The organism is Microbacterium sp. NPDC055312, from assembly GCF_053645675.1.
Genome location: NZ_JBSHMU010000001.1, coordinates 298,630 through 314,805 on the forward strand (window position 1 = coordinate 298,630; position 16,176 = coordinate 314,805).

At 69.2% G+C, this 16,176-nt stretch carries 15 protein-coding genes and 2 tRNA genes; 11 read left to right on the forward strand and 6 right to left on the reverse strand.

Annotation, left to right across the window (positions count from 1 at the left end; all coding sequences use genetic code 11):
- Positions 1-2,502 (forward strand): aminopeptidase N, encoded by a 2,502-nt coding sequence (gene pepN / locus ACWIDW_RS01440; protein WP_454122374.1) that lies wholly within the window; start codon positions 1-3, stop codon positions 2,500-2,502.
- A 1-nt stretch (position 2,503) separates the two neighbouring features.
- On the opposite strand, the gene ACWIDW_RS01445 is transcribed toward pepN, so the two are convergent.
- A complete protein-coding gene (locus ACWIDW_RS01445) occupies positions 2,504-3,142 on the reverse strand; it encodes an MBL fold metallo-hydrolase (protein WP_454122376.1) in 639 nt (212 codons plus the stop codon).
- A gap of 147 nt (positions 3,143-3,289) precedes the next feature.
- Between ACWIDW_RS01445 and ACWIDW_RS01450 the strand changes: the two genes are divergently transcribed.
- Positions 3,290-3,362: transfer RNA gene (locus ACWIDW_RS01450), tRNA-Glu, on the forward strand.
- Positions 3,363-3,502: 140 nt separating this feature from the next.
- Positions 3,503-3,575 (forward strand) — tRNA-Glu (locus tag ACWIDW_RS01455).
- A 56-nt stretch (positions 3,576-3,631) separates the two neighbouring features.
- Here ACWIDW_RS01455 and ACWIDW_RS01460 read toward each other — a convergent pair.
- The 3 genes from ACWIDW_RS01460 to ACWIDW_RS01470 form a co-directional block, all read right to left on the reverse strand.
- Positions 3,632-4,438 carry an SDR family oxidoreductase gene (locus ACWIDW_RS01460; RefSeq protein WP_454122378.1) on the reverse strand — a complete coding sequence of 269 codons (807 nt, stop codon included), beginning with the start codon at positions 4,436-4,438 and terminating at the stop codon, positions 3,632-3,634.
- 63 nt (positions 4,439-4,501) lie between these two features.
- Entirely contained in the window at positions 4,502-5,608 is a 1,107-nt protein-coding gene (locus tag ACWIDW_RS01465) for a DUF4349 domain-containing protein (protein ID WP_454122380.1), read from the reverse strand.
- Entirely contained in the window at positions 5,605-6,162 is a 558-nt protein-coding gene (locus ACWIDW_RS01470) for an RNA polymerase sigma factor (protein WP_454122382.1), read from the reverse strand. The genes ACWIDW_RS01465 and ACWIDW_RS01470 overlap by 4 nt, the downstream gene beginning before the upstream one ends.
- Before the next feature lie 222 nt (positions 6,163-6,384).
- On the opposite strand from ACWIDW_RS01470, the gene ACWIDW_RS01475 reads away from it, so the two are divergent.
- The 7 genes from ACWIDW_RS01475 (at position 6,385) to ACWIDW_RS01505 (ending at position 13,939) form a co-directional block, all read left to right on the forward strand.
- Entirely contained in the window at positions 6,385-7,371 is a 987-nt protein-coding gene (locus ACWIDW_RS01475; protein WP_454122383.1) for a TerC/Alx family metal homeostasis membrane protein, read from the forward strand.
- Positions 7,372-7,553: 182 nt separating this feature from the next.
- Positions 7,554-8,981 (forward strand): 3-isopropylmalate dehydratase large subunit, encoded by a 1,428-nt coding sequence (gene leuC / locus ACWIDW_RS01480; RefSeq protein WP_454122385.1) that lies wholly within the window; start codon positions 7,554-7,556, stop codon positions 8,979-8,981.
- Positions 8,981-9,601 (forward strand): 3-isopropylmalate dehydratase small subunit, encoded by a 621-nt coding sequence (leuD, locus tag ACWIDW_RS01485; RefSeq protein ID WP_454122387.1) that lies wholly within the window; start codon positions 8,981-8,983, stop codon positions 9,599-9,601. Before leuC ends, leuD begins: the two co-directional genes overlap by 1 nt.
- Positions 9,602-9,706: 105 nt before the next feature.
- Positions 9,707-11,071: a UDP-N-acetylglucosamine 1-carboxyvinyltransferase gene (murA, locus tag ACWIDW_RS01490; protein WP_454122389.1), complete on the forward strand. Its 1,365-nt coding sequence runs from the start codon at positions 9,707-9,709 to the stop codon at positions 11,069-11,071.
- Positions 11,072-11,075: 4 nt separating this feature from the next.
- Positions 11,076-11,825 (forward strand): lysophospholipid acyltransferase family protein, encoded by a 750-nt coding sequence (locus ACWIDW_RS01495; RefSeq protein ID WP_454122390.1) that lies wholly within the window; start codon positions 11,076-11,078, stop codon positions 11,823-11,825.
- A 34-nt stretch (positions 11,826-11,859) separates the two neighbouring features.
- Positions 11,860-12,951, forward strand: a complete 1,092-nt coding sequence (locus tag ACWIDW_RS01500) for an NAD(P)H-dependent glycerol-3-phosphate dehydrogenase (RefSeq protein ID WP_454123226.1) — start codon at positions 11,860-11,862, stop codon at positions 12,949-12,951.
- Positions 12,857-13,939: a D-alanine--D-alanine ligase family protein gene (locus tag ACWIDW_RS01505; protein WP_454122391.1), complete on the forward strand. Its 1,083-nt coding sequence runs from the start codon at positions 12,857-12,859 to the stop codon at positions 13,937-13,939. The genes ACWIDW_RS01500 and ACWIDW_RS01505 overlap by 95 nt, the downstream gene beginning before the upstream one ends.
- Positions 13,940-14,025: 86 nt before the next feature.
- On the opposite strand, the gene ACWIDW_RS01510 is transcribed toward ACWIDW_RS01505, so the two are convergent.
- Positions 14,026-14,505, reverse strand: a complete 480-nt coding sequence (locus tag ACWIDW_RS01510) for a DUF3515 family protein (protein ID WP_454122392.1) — start codon at positions 14,503-14,505, stop codon at positions 14,026-14,028.
- A 23-nt stretch (positions 14,506-14,528) separates the two neighbouring features.
- Between ACWIDW_RS01510 and thiL the strand changes: the two genes are divergently transcribed.
- Positions 14,529-15,533, forward strand: a complete 1,005-nt coding sequence (thiL, locus tag ACWIDW_RS01515) for a thiamine-phosphate kinase (protein ID WP_454122394.1) — start codon at positions 14,529-14,531, stop codon at positions 15,531-15,533.
- A gap of 13 nt (positions 15,534-15,546) precedes the next feature.
- On the opposite strand, the gene rsmD is transcribed toward thiL, so the two are convergent.
- Positions 15,547-16,122: a 16S rRNA (guanine(966)-N(2))-methyltransferase RsmD gene (gene rsmD, locus ACWIDW_RS01520; RefSeq protein WP_454122396.1), complete on the reverse strand. Its 576-nt coding sequence runs from the start codon at positions 16,120-16,122 to the stop codon at positions 15,547-15,549.
- Between the last annotated feature and the right edge of the window lie 54 nt (positions 16,123-16,176).

Here is a 16,176-nt window from a genome sequence, read left to right on the forward strand (position 1 = left end):
ATGAGCTCTGCCAATCTGTCTCGCGATGAGACCGCCCGCCGTGCGGCGTCGATCACGCTGCACGAGGTGCGCGTCGAACTCGACCTCGCCGGTGCCCCCGAGCGCGCCCGCACCGGATTCCCGACCGCGACGACGCTGACGTTCGACGCGACCGAGGCCGAGACCTGGCTGGACTTCATCGGCGAGTCCGTCGACCGTGTCACGGTCGACGGCGACGAGCGCGAGGTGCGCTGGGACGGAGCTCGTATCCTGCTCGACGGTCTGGGCGGCTCGCACGTCGTGCGCGTCGAGGGCGTCGCGGCGTACAGCCGCTCGGGAGAGGGCATGCACCGCTTCCACGATCCGGTCGACGGCGAGACCTACCTGTACACGCAGTACGAGCCGGCCGACTCCCGTCGTGTCATGGCGTGCTTCGAGCAGCCGGATCTGAAGGCCGCCTGCACGTTCCGGGTGGTCGCTCCCGCGGGCTGGCACGTGCTGTCGAACCAGTCGCCCGCGCATGTGACACCGGGCATCGGCGTGCAGACCGTGGAGTTCGCGCCCACGCTGCCCATCTCGAGCTTCATCACCTCCGTCGCCGCAGGCCCCTACGCGCGGATCGACGGCGAGTGGACCCGTGGCGACCAGCGAATCGGCCTCGGTGTGCTCTGCCGCGCATCGCTCGCCGAGCACCTCGAGGCCGACGAGATCCTCGAGGTCACCCGACAGGGCCTGGACTTCTTCTCCGACGCGTTCGCGTACCCGTACCCGTGGGGCAAGTACGACCAGATCTTCGTGCCCGAGTACAACCTGGGCGCGATGGAGAACCCGGGCCTGGTGACCTTCACCGAGGCGTACATCACTCGCGGAGCGGCGACCGACGCCCAGCGCGGCGCGCGCGCCAACACGATCCTGCACGAGATGGCGCACATGTGGTTCGGCGATCTCGTGACCATGCGCTGGTGGGACGACCTGTGGCTCAAGGAGTCGTTCGCCGACTACATGGGCACGCACGCCTCTGCCGCGGCCACCCGCTTCACGGATGCGTGGGCGCGCTTCGCGAACAGCCGCAAGACGTGGGCGTACCGACAGGACCAGCTGCCGACCACGCACCCGATCGTCGCCGACATCCCCGATCTCGAAGCCGCGAAACTGAACTTCGACGGCATCACCTATGCCAAGGGCGCGTCGGTGCTGAAGCAGCTGGTGAGCTTCGTCGGCGAGGACGCGTTCTTCGAGGGCGCCCGGCGCTACTTCGCCGCGCACGCGTTCGGCAACACCACCCTCGACGACCTCCTCGACCAGCTCGAGGCGGCATCCGGTCAGCCGCTGCGCGACTGGTCGCGGTCGTGGCTCGAGACGAGCGGGGTCTCGGCTCTGTGGCTCGAGACGGATGCCGACGGCAGGCGCGTCATCGTGCAGGACAGCGGCGACGTCGCGCCCCGCCCGCACCGGCTGCGCGTCGGACTGTACGACACGGTCGACGGGGCGCTCGCGCTGCGCGAGCGCATCGAGCTGACCGTCGACCAGGAGCGCACCGACGTCGAGATCCCGGATGCCGACCTCATCCTGCTCAACGACGACGACCTCACCTACGCGAAGGTGCGACTCGACGAGCGGTCACTCGGCACCGTCGCCGCCTCGCTGTCGACCCTGTCGGACGAGCTGGCCCGGGGCCTCATCTGGTCATCGCTCTGGAACGCGACGCGGGACGGCGAGCTGGCGGCCGCCCGCTACCTCGACATCGTGCGCACGCATGCACCGGCCGAGCCGAACGTCGCACTGCTGAGCGCGACCCTGGCGAACGCCTCTTTCGCGATCGAGCACTACGTCGTCGCCGACGAGCGTGCCGAGCAGCGTCGCTCCTGGGTCGACTCGACCTGGGCGGCCCTGCAGGCGGCCGACCCCGGCAGCGACGCTCAGCTGTCGTGGGCCCGCGCCTTCGCCGCGGCCTCGTCGTTCGACGACTCCCGCGCCGCCGGCGTGCGGGCCATCCTCGACGGCGACGCCCCGCAGGGGCTTCCGATCGACGCCGACCTGCGCTGGCTGCTGCTGACCGCGCTGGCTGCGACCGGGCACGCCGACGCCGAGATGATCGCCGCCGAGCGGGCCACCGACGACACGGCGGCCGGTCGAACTGCGGAGATCCGCGCCCTGGCATCCCGCCCCGTCGCGGCGACGCGCGCCGAGGCATGGGACTCCGCCTGGAACGACCTGAGTCTGAGCAACGACCACCTCGACGCGACGATCTCCGGCTTCCGTGCCGGCGGACGCCGCGATCTCGTCTCCGGGTTCGACGCGGAGTACTTCACCCGGATCCGGGATGCCTGGGCCGAGCGCAGCATCGAGCTCGCGCAGCGTCTCGTGCTCGGCCTGTTCCCCGCGACCGAGAGCACGGATGCCGTGGATGCCTGGCTCGAGCAGAACGCCGACGCGCCGGGCGCGCTGCGGCGTCTGGTGATCGAGTCGCGTGACGATCTCGCGCGGGATCTGCGGGTGCGGGCGGCTCAGCCCGGGCTCTGAATCAGACGTCCAGGCTCTGGGCGGGATCGAGTTCGAAGAACGTCCCGCCACCCTGCTCCGTCGCCCACTGCAGGCGCTGGCGGTGCATGGTGCGCCCGACGGTCGACAGGGTCATGTCGTGGGTGCCGAAGCAGCGGCGAGGGGCGACGGCGAGAACGAAGTCCATCGCCTCGCCGATCTTCAGCCACGGCGCGCCCAGGGGAGCGGCGAGCGTGTGCACCTCGACGCCCTCGGGGGCGGCGTACGAATCTCCGGGGTAGTACAGCTCGTCGTTCACGAGCACGCCGAGGTTCTCGATCTGCGGGATGCTCTCGTGGATCACCGCATGCTCGCCGCCGAAGAATCGCAGGGTGAAGACGCCCGCCGTCACCTCGTCGCCGGGCGCCACCACGGTGACGTCGTGGTCGGACGCGGCGGCGGCCACGCCCGGTGTGCCGAAGACGGGGATGCCGGGAGCCGCGCGCCGGACCCGGTCGAGGTGCGCCGCGGTCCAGTGGTCGGGATGCTCGTGCGTGATCACGACGGCCACGACGCCGCCGAGGTCGTCGAGCGGAGCGGTGAACGAGCCCGGATCGATCAGAAGGGTCTCGCCGCCGTCGTCGACTCGCAGTGCCGCGTGCTCGTACTTCGTGATGCGCATGACGGAAGTCAACTCTCCGGGGTGCGACTCGGGCAACCCCGGTGACGCGACACGCCCGTGACGCCGCCGTCCGCGTCGTCGATTTGGAATGGTCGCACCCGCCGTGACAGACTTGCACGGTTGCCACATCGGCCCTCCGGGCCGGACGGCCCCATCGTATAGCGGCCTAGTACGCCGCCCTCTCACGGCGGTAACGCGGGTTCGAATCCCGCTGGGGTCACAGCGACACAGAAGGCCCTCCGAGCGATCGGAGGGCCTTCTGCATGTCCGCGCGTCGCATCGGAGGGGCATCCACCGGCGGTGCGGGCTGGATTTTGTGACCCAGGATCCGTCATGGCATACTTGAACGGTTGCAGTGACGGCCCCATCGTATAGCGGCCTAGTACGCCGCCCTCTCACGGCGGTAACGCGGGTTCGAATCCCGCTGGGGTCACTGACACGATGAAGGCCCTCCGGACACCGGAGGGCCTTCATCGCATCCGGCAGCGTTCAGCCCTCGCGCCAGGCGTCGTCGGTGAGGTGCGATCCCGCCTGCGGGCCCATCTGCAGCATCCCGCCGTCGACGCTCCACTGCGCGCCCGTCACGTAGCTCGCCTCGGCAGAGGCGAGGAAGGCGATCACCGCAGCGACCTCCTCGGCCTTGCCCGGTCGGCCCAGCGGCACCCCGGGCCGGTGCGTGCGGTCGGCGTCGGCGGACGTGCGCCCGCTCGCCGCGGTGGCGATCTCGCCGGGCGCGACGGCGTTGGCGGTGATGGCGTGCGCACCGAGCTCCTGCGCCATGGTCTTGATGAGTCCCGACAGCCCGTGCTTCGCCGCGATGTAGGCGGCCAGGCCGACACGCGGCTGGTGCGCGTGCACGCTCGTCACGGCGACGATCCGACCACCCGTGCCGGCGGCGACCATGCGACGTGCGGCCGTCTGCATCCCCGCGAACGCCCCGTCGAGGTTCAGCGCGACCGTCTCGCGCCATTCCCGCAGCGGCACGTCGAGAAACCGGCGCGACACGCTCGCCCCGGCGTTGTTCACGAACACGTCGAGTCCCCCGAGCGCGTCGGCGAGACCGTCGACCACACCCGCCACGTTGTCGAGGTCGGTCGCGTCGAAGCGCGTGACGACCGCGTTGCGGCCCCGCTCGCGCACCCCGGCCGCGGTCTGCTCGGCACCTTCTTCGTCGCTGTGCCAGGTGATGCCGACGTCCATCCCCGCGTCAGCGAGTGCGAGGGCGGTGGCGGCTCCGATCCCGGAGTCGGATGCGGTGACGATCGCGTGCCGGGGGAAGAAGGTGGTGGCTGTCATGGCCGCACGGTACCGGACGGGCGCACCGGCGTGGAAGAGCCTTGTGCAGCGGCGTGCGCCGACTCAGTCCGTCGCCTGCGGGCGGCGCCGGCGGCGGATCAGCCACACGACGAGCAGCACGACCGCGGCGATGCCGAGCCAGGGGAGGAGGAATCCGATGACGACCACGAGACCGTTCATGCTCGCGATAAGCCCGTTCCACCCGGCGAGCAGGCCGTCGCCGAAGCCTGCCGGGTCCGCCTCGGTCGCGGTCGTCTTCTCGGTCAGCTGAATCGAGAGGGTCGACAGTGTGACCTGCTCGTCGAGGGTCTTCAGCTGCTGCTCGTAGCTCTCCAGCTGCGCCTGGCGCTCGCTCAGTGCCGATTCTGCGGCGATCAGGTCGGCCACCGACCCGGACCTGCTCATGAGGTCTGTGAGACGCTCGACCGAGGTGCGGGCCGAGGCGATCCGCGCCCGCAGATCGACGGCCGTCGAGGTGACGTCGTCACGCGAGATCGATGAGTGCAGGACATCGGCATCCTTGCCTGCGGCGGCCATCACCGCGCTCAGATCGGCGGCGGGGACCCGGATGCTGATCCAGCCGGAGCCCGGCTCGCGCGGCTGCTCGGGAACGATGTCGCCCGCACTCGGGTCGAGCCCGAGCGAGGCGGACTCGACGAAGCCGCCGTGCGCGGCTGCCAGAGCCGTGATCTCGTCCGCGGCCTTCTCGGCGTCCTTCACCCGCAGCGTCATCTCGGCGGTCACGACGATCTCCCGGGTGTCGTCGAGGGTCGCGAAGGGCGTGTCCGCCCCCTTGCTGCCATCGTCGTCGCGGGGAGCCACCGGCCCGCCGGAGGAGGACCACCCGTCCACGGCGCCGTCGGCGGAGTCGCCCTCCGCATTCTCGGGTGCGCCGCCCGCATCGCGGGCCGGCGCCACGGCGGCCGAGTCGCCGGCGCCGCTCGGCATCGCCGATCCGAGTCCGTTCACCAGCGGCGGAGCGATGAGCGCGCCGGCGGCGAACGCCGCGGCCACCCCGAGTGCCGTGGCCCACCGGCGTCGACGACGGTGTCCCGCAGCCGCCGTGCTCGCGCTCGCACGCGGTTCCTGCGCGATCCGATCGACGATCGTGCGCTCCATCTCCGCGATGCGCTCGTCGCTCAGCGGAGGCAGCCCGCTCTTCTCGCTCATGCGTCTCTCACTTCCTTCACCGCGCCGCGAAGTCGCGAGCGCACTCGGGAGAGACGATTGCGAACCGCGGCGTGACTCACTCCCAGCTGCGTCGCGGCCGCCTCGTAGGCGTACCCCTCCACGGCGCACAACCGGAAGATCTCCCGATCGGTGTCGTCGAGCCGCTCCACCTCCGCGGCGATCCGCTCGGCGAGCGACGCCGCGATGACCTGATCCTCGACGCTGACCGTGCCCGGAAGCGCATCGTCCACGGCATCCGCGGTGTTCGCGCTGTCGCGGCGCAGCCGCCGCAGGCGGTTCGCCGACTGGAAGCGGCAGATCGTCGCGAGCCAGGGCAGCAGGGAGTCTCCGAGCAGTTCGAGGCCGGGCAGCTTCCGCCAGGCGACCACGAACGTCTCCTGCACCATGTCCTCGGCGTCGGAGGGCGAGCCGAGGATCCCGTGGGCGATCCAGTAGACCGGCCGCACGTAGGCGCGGTAGATCGCCCGGAACGCATCGTGATCACCGGATGCGGCTCGAGCGGCCCACTCGCGGTCCTGCGTGCTGTTCGGCATCCTCTTCCGTTCGCTGTCGTCTGAGTGTCTCTCATATGCAGGTGTCCTGACAGAGTCGACCGTCTCAGATCCGCTACGATCGAGTCAGCGAGGGGGAGTATCCCGATATCGCGCGGATCGTCATCACGAGCACCATCAAAGCTGCTCCGGCCGCGCGGCGCATGTCACACATGCGGGGAGAGACTTTCGGTCATCATCGCACTCTCCGAAAGGCGCCAGTCCTTGATTCCCGTCTGGTTCGAAGTCACGTCCCTCATCGTGCTCACCGTGATCCTCATCGCGGATCTCCTGCTCATCCTCAAGCGACCGCACATCCCCTCCACCAAGGAGTCCAGCCTCTGGGTGGCGTTCTACGTCGCACTCGCGCTGATCTTCGCCGGGACACTGTTCTTCTTCGGCGACACCAAGTCGTCGCTCGACTTCCTCACCGGCTGGGCGATGGAGTACAGCCTCTCCATCGACAACCTGTTCGTCTTCGTGCTGATCATGACGCAGTTCTCGGTGCCGCGTCGTTACCAGCAGGAAGCTCTGATGGTGGGCATCATCATCGCGTTGATCCTGCGCGCGATCTTCATCCTCATCGTCGGTGCAGCCGTCGAGCATCTCAGCCCGATCTTCTACGTCTTCGGCGCCTTCCTCGTGTTCACGGCCATCCGTCAGGCCATGCCCGACAAGGAGGAGGAAGACGCCAAGACCGAGAACTTCATCGTCCGCCAGATCCGCCGCGTCATCCCGATCAGCGACGAGTACGACGGTCCGAAGCTGCGCACGGTCGTGGGCGGACGCAAGATCTTCACCCCGATGCTCATCGTCTTCGTCTCGCTCGGCGTCACGGACCTGATGTTCGCGGTCGACTCCATCCCCGCCATCTTCGGGGTGACGACCAACCCGTTCATCGTCTTCACCGCCAACCTGTTCGCGCTCATGGGGCTGCGCCAGCTCTACTTCCTGCTCGGCGACCTGCTCGACCGCCTGCGCTACCTGCACTACGGCGTCGCGTTCATCCTCGCGTTCATCGGCGTCAAGCTGATCCTGCACGCGATGCACGAGAACGAACTGCCCTTCATCAACGGCGGGCAGGCGATCGAGTGGGCACCCGACATCAACAACTGGGTGTCGCTCGGCGTGATCTTCGCCTCGATGGCGGTCGCCACGATCGCCAGCCTGGTCGCCTCGCGACGCGACAGGAAGGCAGCCGTCGAGAGCTGAACCCGACCGGTTCCGCTGTGTGACACACGCGGGAGGGCCACCCGTCGACGCCGTGTAAACTGACCGGCATGCGGCGGGTGGTTCTTCTTCTTAGCAGCCGCGACGGGACCTCGATCTAAGGCCTTCCTCGTCGCGGAGTCCATCATGGGCCGACTCTTCGAGCCATCAAAGGAACACACCGCATGACCAGCAGCACAGCGCCGCGCACCCTGGCCGAGAAGGTCTGGGACGATCACCTCGTCGTCAAGGGCGAGAACGGCGAACCCGATCTCATCTACATCGACCTGCACCTCGTGCACGAGGTCACCAGCCCGCAGGCGTTCGACGGGCTCCGCGCCGAGGGGCGTCCGCTGCGCCGGCTCGACCTGACGATCGCGACCGAAGACCACAACACCCCGACCCTCGCGATCGACAAGCCGATCGCCGACCTCACCAGCCGCACGCAGATCGAGACGCTGCGTCGCAACGCCGCCGAGTTCGGCGTGCGCCTGCACTCGCTGGGCGATGCCGAGCAGGGCATCGTGCACGTGGTCGGCCCGCAGCTCGGGCTCACGATGCCCGGCATAACGGTGGTCTGCGGCGACTCGCACACCTCCACGCACGGCGCCTTCGGCGCGATGGCGTTCGGCATCGGCACCAGCGAGGTCGAGCACGTCATGGCGACCCAGACGCTGCCGCTGAAGCCGTTCAAGACCATGGCCATCAATGTCGAGGGCACCCTGCGCCCCGGCGTCACCGCGAAGGACGTCATCCTCGCCGTGATCGCGAAGATCGGCACCGGCGGCGGGCAGGGCTACGTGCTCGAATACCGTGGCAGCGCGATCCGCGACCTCTCGATGGAGGGCCGCATGACGATCTGCAACATGTCGATCGAAGCCGGTGCGCGCGCCGGCATGGTCGCCCCCGACGAGACCACGTTCGCGTACGTCAAGGACAAGCCGCACGCTCCGCAGGGGCAGGACTGGGAAGACGCGGTCGCCTACTGGCGCACCCTGCCGACAGACGAGGGCGCGACCTTCGACGCCGAGGTGTTCATCGACGCAGACGAGCTCGAGCCGTTCGTGACGTGGGGCACCAACCCCGGCCAGGGCAGCTCGCTGTCGTCATCGGTGCCTGACCCGGCCGCGATCGCCGACGCCAACGAGCGCGCCGCGGCCGAGAGGGCACTCGAGTACATGGCACTGACCCCGGGCACCCCGTTGAAGGAGGTCAAGGTCGATGCGGTGTTCATGGGCTCGTGCACGAACAGTCGCATCGAGGATCTGCGCGCCTTCGCGTCGATCATCGACGGGAAGAAGAAGGCCGACGGCGTGCGCGTCATGGTCGTTCCCGGATCGGCCCGCGTGCGTCTCGAGGCGGAAGCCGAGGGGATCGACAAGATCGTCGAGGCGTTCGGCGCCGAATGGCGCTTCGCCGGATGCTCGATGTGCCTCGGCATGAACCCCGATCAGCTCGCCCCGGGCGAGCGCTGCGCGTCGACGTCGAACCGCAACTTCGAGGGACGCCAGGGCAAGGGCGGTCGCACCCACCTGGTCTCGCCGCTGGTCGCCGCCGCGACCGCGATCCGAGGCACACTGTCGAGCCCCGCAGACCTGGAAGCGAGCATCTGATGGAGAAGTTCACCACCCACACCGGCATCGCCGCTCCGCTGAAGCGCTCGAACGTCGACACCGATCAGATCATCCCGGCCGTGTTCCTGAAGCGCGTCACCAAGACCGGCTTCGAGGACGCCCTGTTCCACGGCTGGCGTCAGGACCCGGAGTTCGTGCTGAACCAGGCGTCGTATCAGGGTGCATCCGTGCTGGTCGCCGGGCCCGACTTCGGCACCGGATCCAGCCGCGAGCACGCCGTCTGGGCGCTGCGCGACTTCGGCTTCAAGGTCGTGCTCTCGTCGCGTTTCGCCGACATCTTCCGCGGCAACTCCGGCAAGCAGGGTCTGCTCGCCGCGACCGTCGAGGAGGCGGAGATCGAGCGGATCTGGCAGCTGATCGACGAGCGGCCGGGTCGCTCGGTCACGGTCGACCTCGAAGCCCGCACCGTGACCGTGCCTGATTCGGCACCGGGCTCCGAGGCTGTCTTCCAGGCCCCCATCGGGATCGACGATTACACTAGATGGCGGCTCCTCGAAGGGCTCGATGACATCGGGCTCACCCTGCGCAACGAAGACAAGATCGCGCAGTTCGAGGCCCGTCGCGAGTCGTGGCGGCCACGTACGCTTCCTGTCCGATAGGGCGGAGCATCGTGGGCCCGAGGGCCACAAGCCCTGCGGCATCCGCCGTGACAGACGCAGACATCGCGGCGAGTGCCGTGACGTCCCGAAGAAGATGAGGCCCGAATGACGACATCGCCGCGAGTTGCTGTAGACGACCGGGTTCCGGCCCCCGCCGGATCCGTCCTCGCGATCCGCGGCGGAAGGCCGCTGCGCGGACGCGTCGACGTCAAGGGTGCCAAGAACCTCGCCACGAAGGCGATGGTCGCGACCCTGCTCGGCGAGACGGCGAGCACGCTGCGTGACGTCCCCGACCTGAGCGACGTCGCCGTGGTGCGCTCGCTGCTCGAGGTGCACGGCGTGACCGTCACCGAAGGCGACGAGCCCGGCTCGCTGATCCTCGACCCGAGCGACGTCGAATCGGCCCATTACGAAGAGATCGACGCGCACGCGGGAGCGTCACGCATCCCGATCCTCTTCTGCGGACCTCTGCTGCACCGTCTCGGCCAGGCGTTCATCCCCGACCTCGGCGGATGCCGCATCGGCGACCGCCCGATCGACTTCCACCTCGACGCGCTGCGCAAGTTCGGCGCCGTCGTCGAGAAGCAGCCCAGCGGCATCCGTCTCTCGGCGCCGAACGGCCTGAAGGGTGCGAGCATCCACCTGCCCTACCCGAGCGTCGGGGCGACAGAGCAGGTGCTGCTGACCGCCGTTCGCGCCGAGGGCGTCACCGAGCTGCGCAACGCGGCCATCGAGCCGGAGATCATGGATCTCATCGCGGTGCTGCAGAAGATGGGCGCGATCATCTCGTACGAGCCCAACAGGGTGATCCTCATCGAGGGCGTCGATGCGCTGCGCGGATACGATCACCGCGCGATCTTCGACCGAAATGAGGCCGCATCGTGGGCGAGCGCCGCACTGGCCACCGACGGAGAGATCTTCGTCGCCGGGGCCAAGCAGCAGGAGATGCTCACGTTCCTGAACGTGTTCCGCAAGGCGGGCGGCTGGTTCGACGTGCAGGAGGACGGCATCCTCTTCCGTCGTGGCGGCGAGCTCAAGCCGGTCACCGTCGAGACCGACGTGCACCCGGGCTTCATGACCGACTGGCAGCAGCCGCTGATCGTGGCGCTGACCCAGGCGCCGGGCCGCTCGATCGTGCACGAGACGGTCTACGAGAACCGCTTCGGTTTCACGCAGGCACTGGTGAAGATGGGCGCCGACATCGAGGTGCACCCGCACGGGCTGCAGAACGGGCCGCGTCGCGTGCCGCGTCGCGAGCTCGAGCAGGCGGCTGTGATCACCGGACCCACGCCGCTGCACGCGGCCGACATCGTCGTTCCCGACCTGCGTGGCGGCTACAGCCATGTGATCGCCGCGTTGACCGCGGAGGGCGAGTCGCAGGTCTCGGGCGTCGACATCCTCAGCCGCGGGTACGAGAAGTTCCTCGACAAGCTCCGCGCCCTGGGTGCGGACTTCGACGTCGTCCGGTGAGCTGATGGCCGCCTCGGAACGCAGCCGTCCCAGTCTCTTCTGGCCGCTTGCGGTGCTCATCATCCCGTTGGTGTCGCTGCTGGCGAAGATCACCGTCTCCGGCGCCGAGAAGCTGCCCCGCAAGGGTGCCTTCGTGCTGGCGCCGAACCATTATTCCGAGTTCGATCCGCTGATCGTCGCGATCGCCGTGTACCGCGCCGGGCGTCTGCCCCGGTTCATGGCGAAGGACAGCCTGTTCCGCGTGCCGGTGCTCGGCTGGATCCTGCGCAGGACGGGGATGATCCCCGTCGCGCGCGCGTCGTCGGCATCGGCCGCGAAGCAGACGCTCACGCAGTCCCGCGACCTGGTCGAGAACGGTCGCGGTGTGATCGTGTATCCCGAGGGGACTCTCACGCGCGACCCGGAGATGTGGCCGATGCGCGGCAAATCGGGTGCGGTGCGTCTCGCGCTCACCGGCGACATCCCGCTCATCCCGATGGCGCAGTGGGGCACCCAGCAGATCATGGGGCGCTACCAGAAGGGACTCAGCCTCTGGCCGCTGCGCAAACCCGTCCGCGTGCTGATCGGCGATCCGGTGGATCTGTCCGACCTGCGCGATCGCGCCGGCGACCCCCGGGTGCTGACCATCGCGACCGAGCGTCTGATGGCAGCCATCACCGCCCTGCTCGAGCAGCTGCGCGATGAGCAGGCTCCCGAGAAGCGCTGGAACCCGGGCGAGCACGGGCAGAGGGAGACGGGACGCCTTGATTCATAAGCGCACACCGCAGCCGTCCGGCACGCGTGTCACGGTGATCGGCGCGGGCAGCTGGGGAACGACGTTCGGCAAGATCCTGTCCGACGGCGGCGCCCAGGTGACCATGTGGGCTCGCCGGCCCGAGCTCGCACAGGAGATCGCCGAGGCCAAGCGCAATTCGAAGTACCTGCCCGGGATCAACCTGCCCCGCAGCATCCACGCCACGCACGAGCTCGCCCGCGCCCTCGACGGCGCTGAGCAGGTGTACCTGTCGGTGCCGAGCCAGACGCTGCGCGAGAACCTGAAGGCGCTGCGCCCGCTGATCGCCGACCGGGAGATCCCGATCATCAGCCTGATGAAGGGCGTGGAGCGCTCGTCGGGCCTGCGGATGAGCCAGGTGATCGCGCAGGAGCTGCAGTGCGACCCGGATCGCATCGCCGTGGCATCCGGACCCAACCTCGCGCTCGAGATCGCTCGCGAGCAGCCCACCGCGGCCGTGATCGCCTCTGCCAGCCAGGAGACGGCTGATGCGGTGGCGCGCACCGCGCGCAACCGCTACTTCCGGTCGTTCGTGAACACCGACGTGATCGGCACAGAGTTCGGCGGGGTCCTGAAGAACCTGATCGCGGTCGCCATCGGCATCGTCGACGGTGTCGGATACGGCGAGAACACCAAGGCGTCGATCATCACCCGAGGACTGGTCGAGATGACCGCCTTCGCCGTCGCGAACGGCGCCCGCCCCGAGACGCTGCAGGGTCTGGCGGGCCTCGGCGACCTCATCGCGACCTGCCAGTCGCCGCTCAGCCGCAACAACACGGCCGGGCGTCTGCTGGGCCAGGGGTACAGCTTCCACGATGTGGTGAAGCAGATGAACCAGACCGCCGAAGGCCTGGCCTCGGTCGCTCCGATCCTTCAACTCGCGCACGAGTCCGAAGTGCACATGCCCATCGTGGAGCAGGTGAAGATGGTGCTCGACGGGCGGATGGACCCCCGCGACATCGCACCGCACCTCACCACCGACGACGACACTCCCCAGGAGGAGACGACCAGACATGGACAAGCAGACGGTGGTGGTGCTCTTCGGCGGGCGTTCCAGCGAGCATTCGATCAGCTCCGCAACGGCGGGCGGAGTGCTGGCGGCGATTGACCGCGATCGTTACGACGTGATCCCGGTCGGGATCACCCGCGAGGGCGCCTTCGTGCTCGAGCAGGACGACCCGGCGAAGTTCGCGCTGGACGCCGCGAACATGCCCGAGGTGCTCGACAACGGCACCAGGATCCGCTGGCCGGAGGCCGGCGGCGACCGGATACTGCGCGTGATCGCACCCGACGGGTCGGCCGTCGACCTCGCCGCCGTCGACGTGGTGCTGCCGATCCTTCACGGCACGCACGGCGAGGACGGCACGATCCAGGGCTTCTTCGACACCCTCGAGATCCCGTATGCCGGCGGCGGAGTGCTCGACTCGGCGATGTGCATGGACAAGCACTTCATGAAGGTGGCGCTCGAATCGGAGGGCATCGCCGTCTCATCGTGGGTGACCGTGCGGCAGCGCGCCTGGCGGAAGGACTCGGCACCGCTGCGCGCGGCGATCGCCGAGCTCGGCCTGCCGCTGTTCGTCAAGCCCGCCCGGGCAGGATCCAGCGTCGGCGTGTCGAAGGTCGAAAGCCTCGGCGAGCTCGACGCGGCTCTCGAGGTGGCTTTCGCGGAAGACGAGAAGGTGCTCGTCGAGACGGGCATCGTCGGACGGGAGATCGAGGTCGCGATCCTCGAGACCGCCGACGGGGTGCGCGCATCGCTGCCGGGTGAGATCGTGCTCACCTCGCGCGGCTTCTACGACTTCGAGGGCAAGTACCTCGGCGGCGACGGCGTCGACGTCGTGTGCCCGGCGGATATGACGGATGCCGAGATCGCGGCCGTGCAGCAGATCGGCGTGCGCGCGTTCGAGGCGGTGGACGGCAAGGGGCTCGCGCGGGTCGACGTCTTCCTCACCGCGGATGGCGAGATCGTCGTCAACGAGCTGAACACGATGCCCGGGTTCACGCCCATCTCGATGTTCCCGAAGTGCTGGATCGCGTCGGGCCTGAGCTACGGCGAGCTGATCACCGAGCTGATTGAGGGCGGCCTGAGCCGCTGAGCCCACCTGGGTCCCTGAGCCGTATTGGGTCCCTGAGCCTGCCGAAGGGCCCTGAGCCCACCTGGGTCCCTGAGCCTGCCGAAGGGCTACTCGGGCAGCTCATCCGGCGCCGAGCAGGCGCCCTCGGCCTCGATCATCCGCACGCCCGACACGATGCCCGAGCTGGTGAGCACGTCGTTGGCGCTGACGATCGTGGTGTCGACGAAGACCTGAACCGCGGGGTCACGGCCGTAGGTGGTCATGCGCATCCGCGGCGCCTCGGACTCGTCCACGAGCCAGTCGATGCCCTCGAGCGTGACGCACTGCAGGTCGGCGGTCGGGCCGGGAACGGCGACGCCGCAGGTCACGATGACGCTCGTCTTCCCGTCGTTCCCGTACGCACCGGTCGCCTGCGCGTCGGTCCAGCGGCGATCCTGCCCCGCGACGCTCTTCGGCAGACGGACCGTCACCTCGGCGCATTCCGGGTTGTTCGCGTCGGCGGCGGGCGTGAGGGCGACGGTGCTCGAGCATCCGGTGAGGGCGAGCAGCATCGCCGCACCGGTGATCAGGGCGAGACGGCGCAGCATGATTCCAGGCTACCGTTGACGGCATGGCATCCGGCTCCGACGACGACCCGCGCATCGGCGACATCTCGGAGGGAGCGGTTCTGCGGGCGATCCTCGCGCGCACCGCACCGGCCGCTCACGCCGTGCTCGGCCCCGGTGACGACGCGGCGGTGATCGCCGCGCCGTCCGGGTCGATCGTCGCCAGTGCCGACACCCTGGTCGAAGGGCCCGACTTCCGGCTCGCGTGGTCGAGCGGCTACGACCTCGGCTGGAAATCCGCAGCCGTCAACCTCTCCGACATCGCCGCGATGGGCGCGGTTCCCACGGCCCTGCTCGTGTCGCTCGCCGTGCCGGCAGACACCCGGCTGTCGTTCGTCGAGGCGATGGCCGACGGCTTCCGGGAATGCTGTGCTCAACTCACCTCAGGGTGTTCGGTCGTCGGCGGCGACCTCACGGTCTCCGAACGGCTGATGATCGCGGTGACCGCGCTGGGGGATCTCGGCGGGCGATCTGCCGTCACCCGCGCGGGTGCGCGAGACGGCGACGTGGTCGCCCTCGCGGGCGAACTCGGCGTGGCCGCGGCGGGGCTGGGTCTGCTGTTCACCCGCTTCCGCGACGGCACGACCCCGGTACCGGCGGATCGCTCGACGCTGGATGCCGTGCAGCAAGGTGCACTGGATCGGCAGCTCCGGCCGGTGCCTCCGCTCGCCCTCGGGCCGATCGCGGCGGATGCCGGAGCCACAGCCATGATGGACCTCTCCGACGGCCTCGCGCTGGATGCCTCACGGCTGGCGGATGCGTCGGGCGTGACGATCGCGCTCTCCGGCGCGGCGCTGGATGCGCTGGCGTTCGGCGGCGACCGCGGCCGTGCGCTGGGCGGGGGAGAGGATCACGGCCTGCTGGCGACCTTCCCAGCGGGAACCCTGCCTGCGGGCTTCGAGCGGATCGGCACGGTCACCGCGCGCGCTGACGCTCCGGTGCTCGTCGACGGCAGCCCGGTCTCCGAGACGGGATGGGACCCGTACCGGGATTGGGATCGCACGCGCTGAGGGCGCAGCGCGGTCAGACCCCGCGATCCGCAGGCTCCGCCCACCACACCCGTGTGTCACCGTACGCCTTCTCTCTCATGAGCACGAGACCGGCGGCGTCGAGGTCGGGAGGAGTCGCGCGCTTGCCGCGTTCGATGACCACCACCGCGTCCGGTGACAGCAGCGGCGCGAGCGCGACCAGGTCGGCCGTCATCGCCGCGTCGTCGAGGTCGTAGGGCGGGTCGGTGAACACGAGGTCGAACGGACCCTGCGTACGCGACAGGTAGGCGCGCACGGTGCTCTGGTGCACTCTCGCCGCAGGAGCAGCGCTCATCGCCTTGGCCACCACATTCACGTTGCGCCCGACGACGGTCGCCGCCGAGCGCGAGATCTCGACGAGATCGACGCTCTGGGCGCCGCGACTCCACGCCTCGAGGCCGAGCGCGCCGCTGCCGGCGTACAGATCGAGCACCCGGGCGCCGTCGATGGCATCCATCGACTCCAGCGCTCCGAAGAGCGACTCGCGAACCCGGTCGCTGGTGGGGCGGGTTCCGGCACCCGGCACGTCGAGCCGTGCGCCGCGTGCCTCGCCGGCGATGATCCTCGTCACCCGATCACGATACGACAAGCGGTCTCTGTCTCAGGCCCTCCGTAGACTCGAACC

Coding starts and splice junctions, on each gene's coding strand:
- ACWIDW_RS01460 (WP_454122378.1), bottom strand. CDS start 4,438: ATGACAGCCACCACCTTCTTCCCCCGGCACGCGATCGTCACCGCATCC.
- pepN (WP_454122374.1), top strand. CDS start 1: ATGAGCTCTGCCAATCTGTCTCGCGATGAGACCGCCCGCCGTGCGGCG.
- leuC (WP_454122385.1), top strand. CDS start 7,554: ATGACCAGCAGCACAGCGCCGCGCACCCTGGCCGAGAAGGTCTGGGAC.
- murA (WP_454122389.1), top strand. CDS start 9,707: ATGACGACATCGCCGCGAGTTGCTGTAGACGACCGGGTTCCGGCCCCC.
- ACWIDW_RS01465 (WP_454122380.1), bottom strand. CDS start 5,608: ATGAGCGAGAAGAGCGGGCTGCCTCCGCTGAGCGACGAGCGCATCGCG.
- ACWIDW_RS01510 (WP_454122392.1), bottom strand. CDS start 14,505: ATGCTGCGCCGTCTCGCCCTGATCACCGGTGCGGCGATGCTGCTCGCC.
- ACWIDW_RS01505 (WP_454122391.1), top strand. CDS start 12,857: ATGGACAAGCAGACGGTGGTGGTGCTCTTCGGCGGGCGTTCCAGCGAG.
- ACWIDW_RS01495 (WP_454122390.1), top strand. CDS start 11,076: ATGGCCGCCTCGGAACGCAGCCGTCCCAGTCTCTTCTGGCCGCTTGCG.
- ACWIDW_RS01470 (WP_454122382.1), bottom strand. CDS start 6,162: ATGCCGAACAGCACGCAGGACCGCGAGTGGGCCGCTCGAGCCGCATCC.
- ACWIDW_RS01445 (WP_454122376.1), bottom strand. CDS start 3,142: ATGCGCATCACGAAGTACGAGCACGCGGCACTGCGAGTCGACGACGGC.
- thiL (WP_454122394.1), top strand. CDS start 14,529: ATGGCATCCGGCTCCGACGACGACCCGCGCATCGGCGACATCTCGGAG.
- leuD (WP_454122387.1), top strand. CDS start 8,981: ATGGAGAAGTTCACCACCCACACCGGCATCGCCGCTCCGCTGAAGCGC.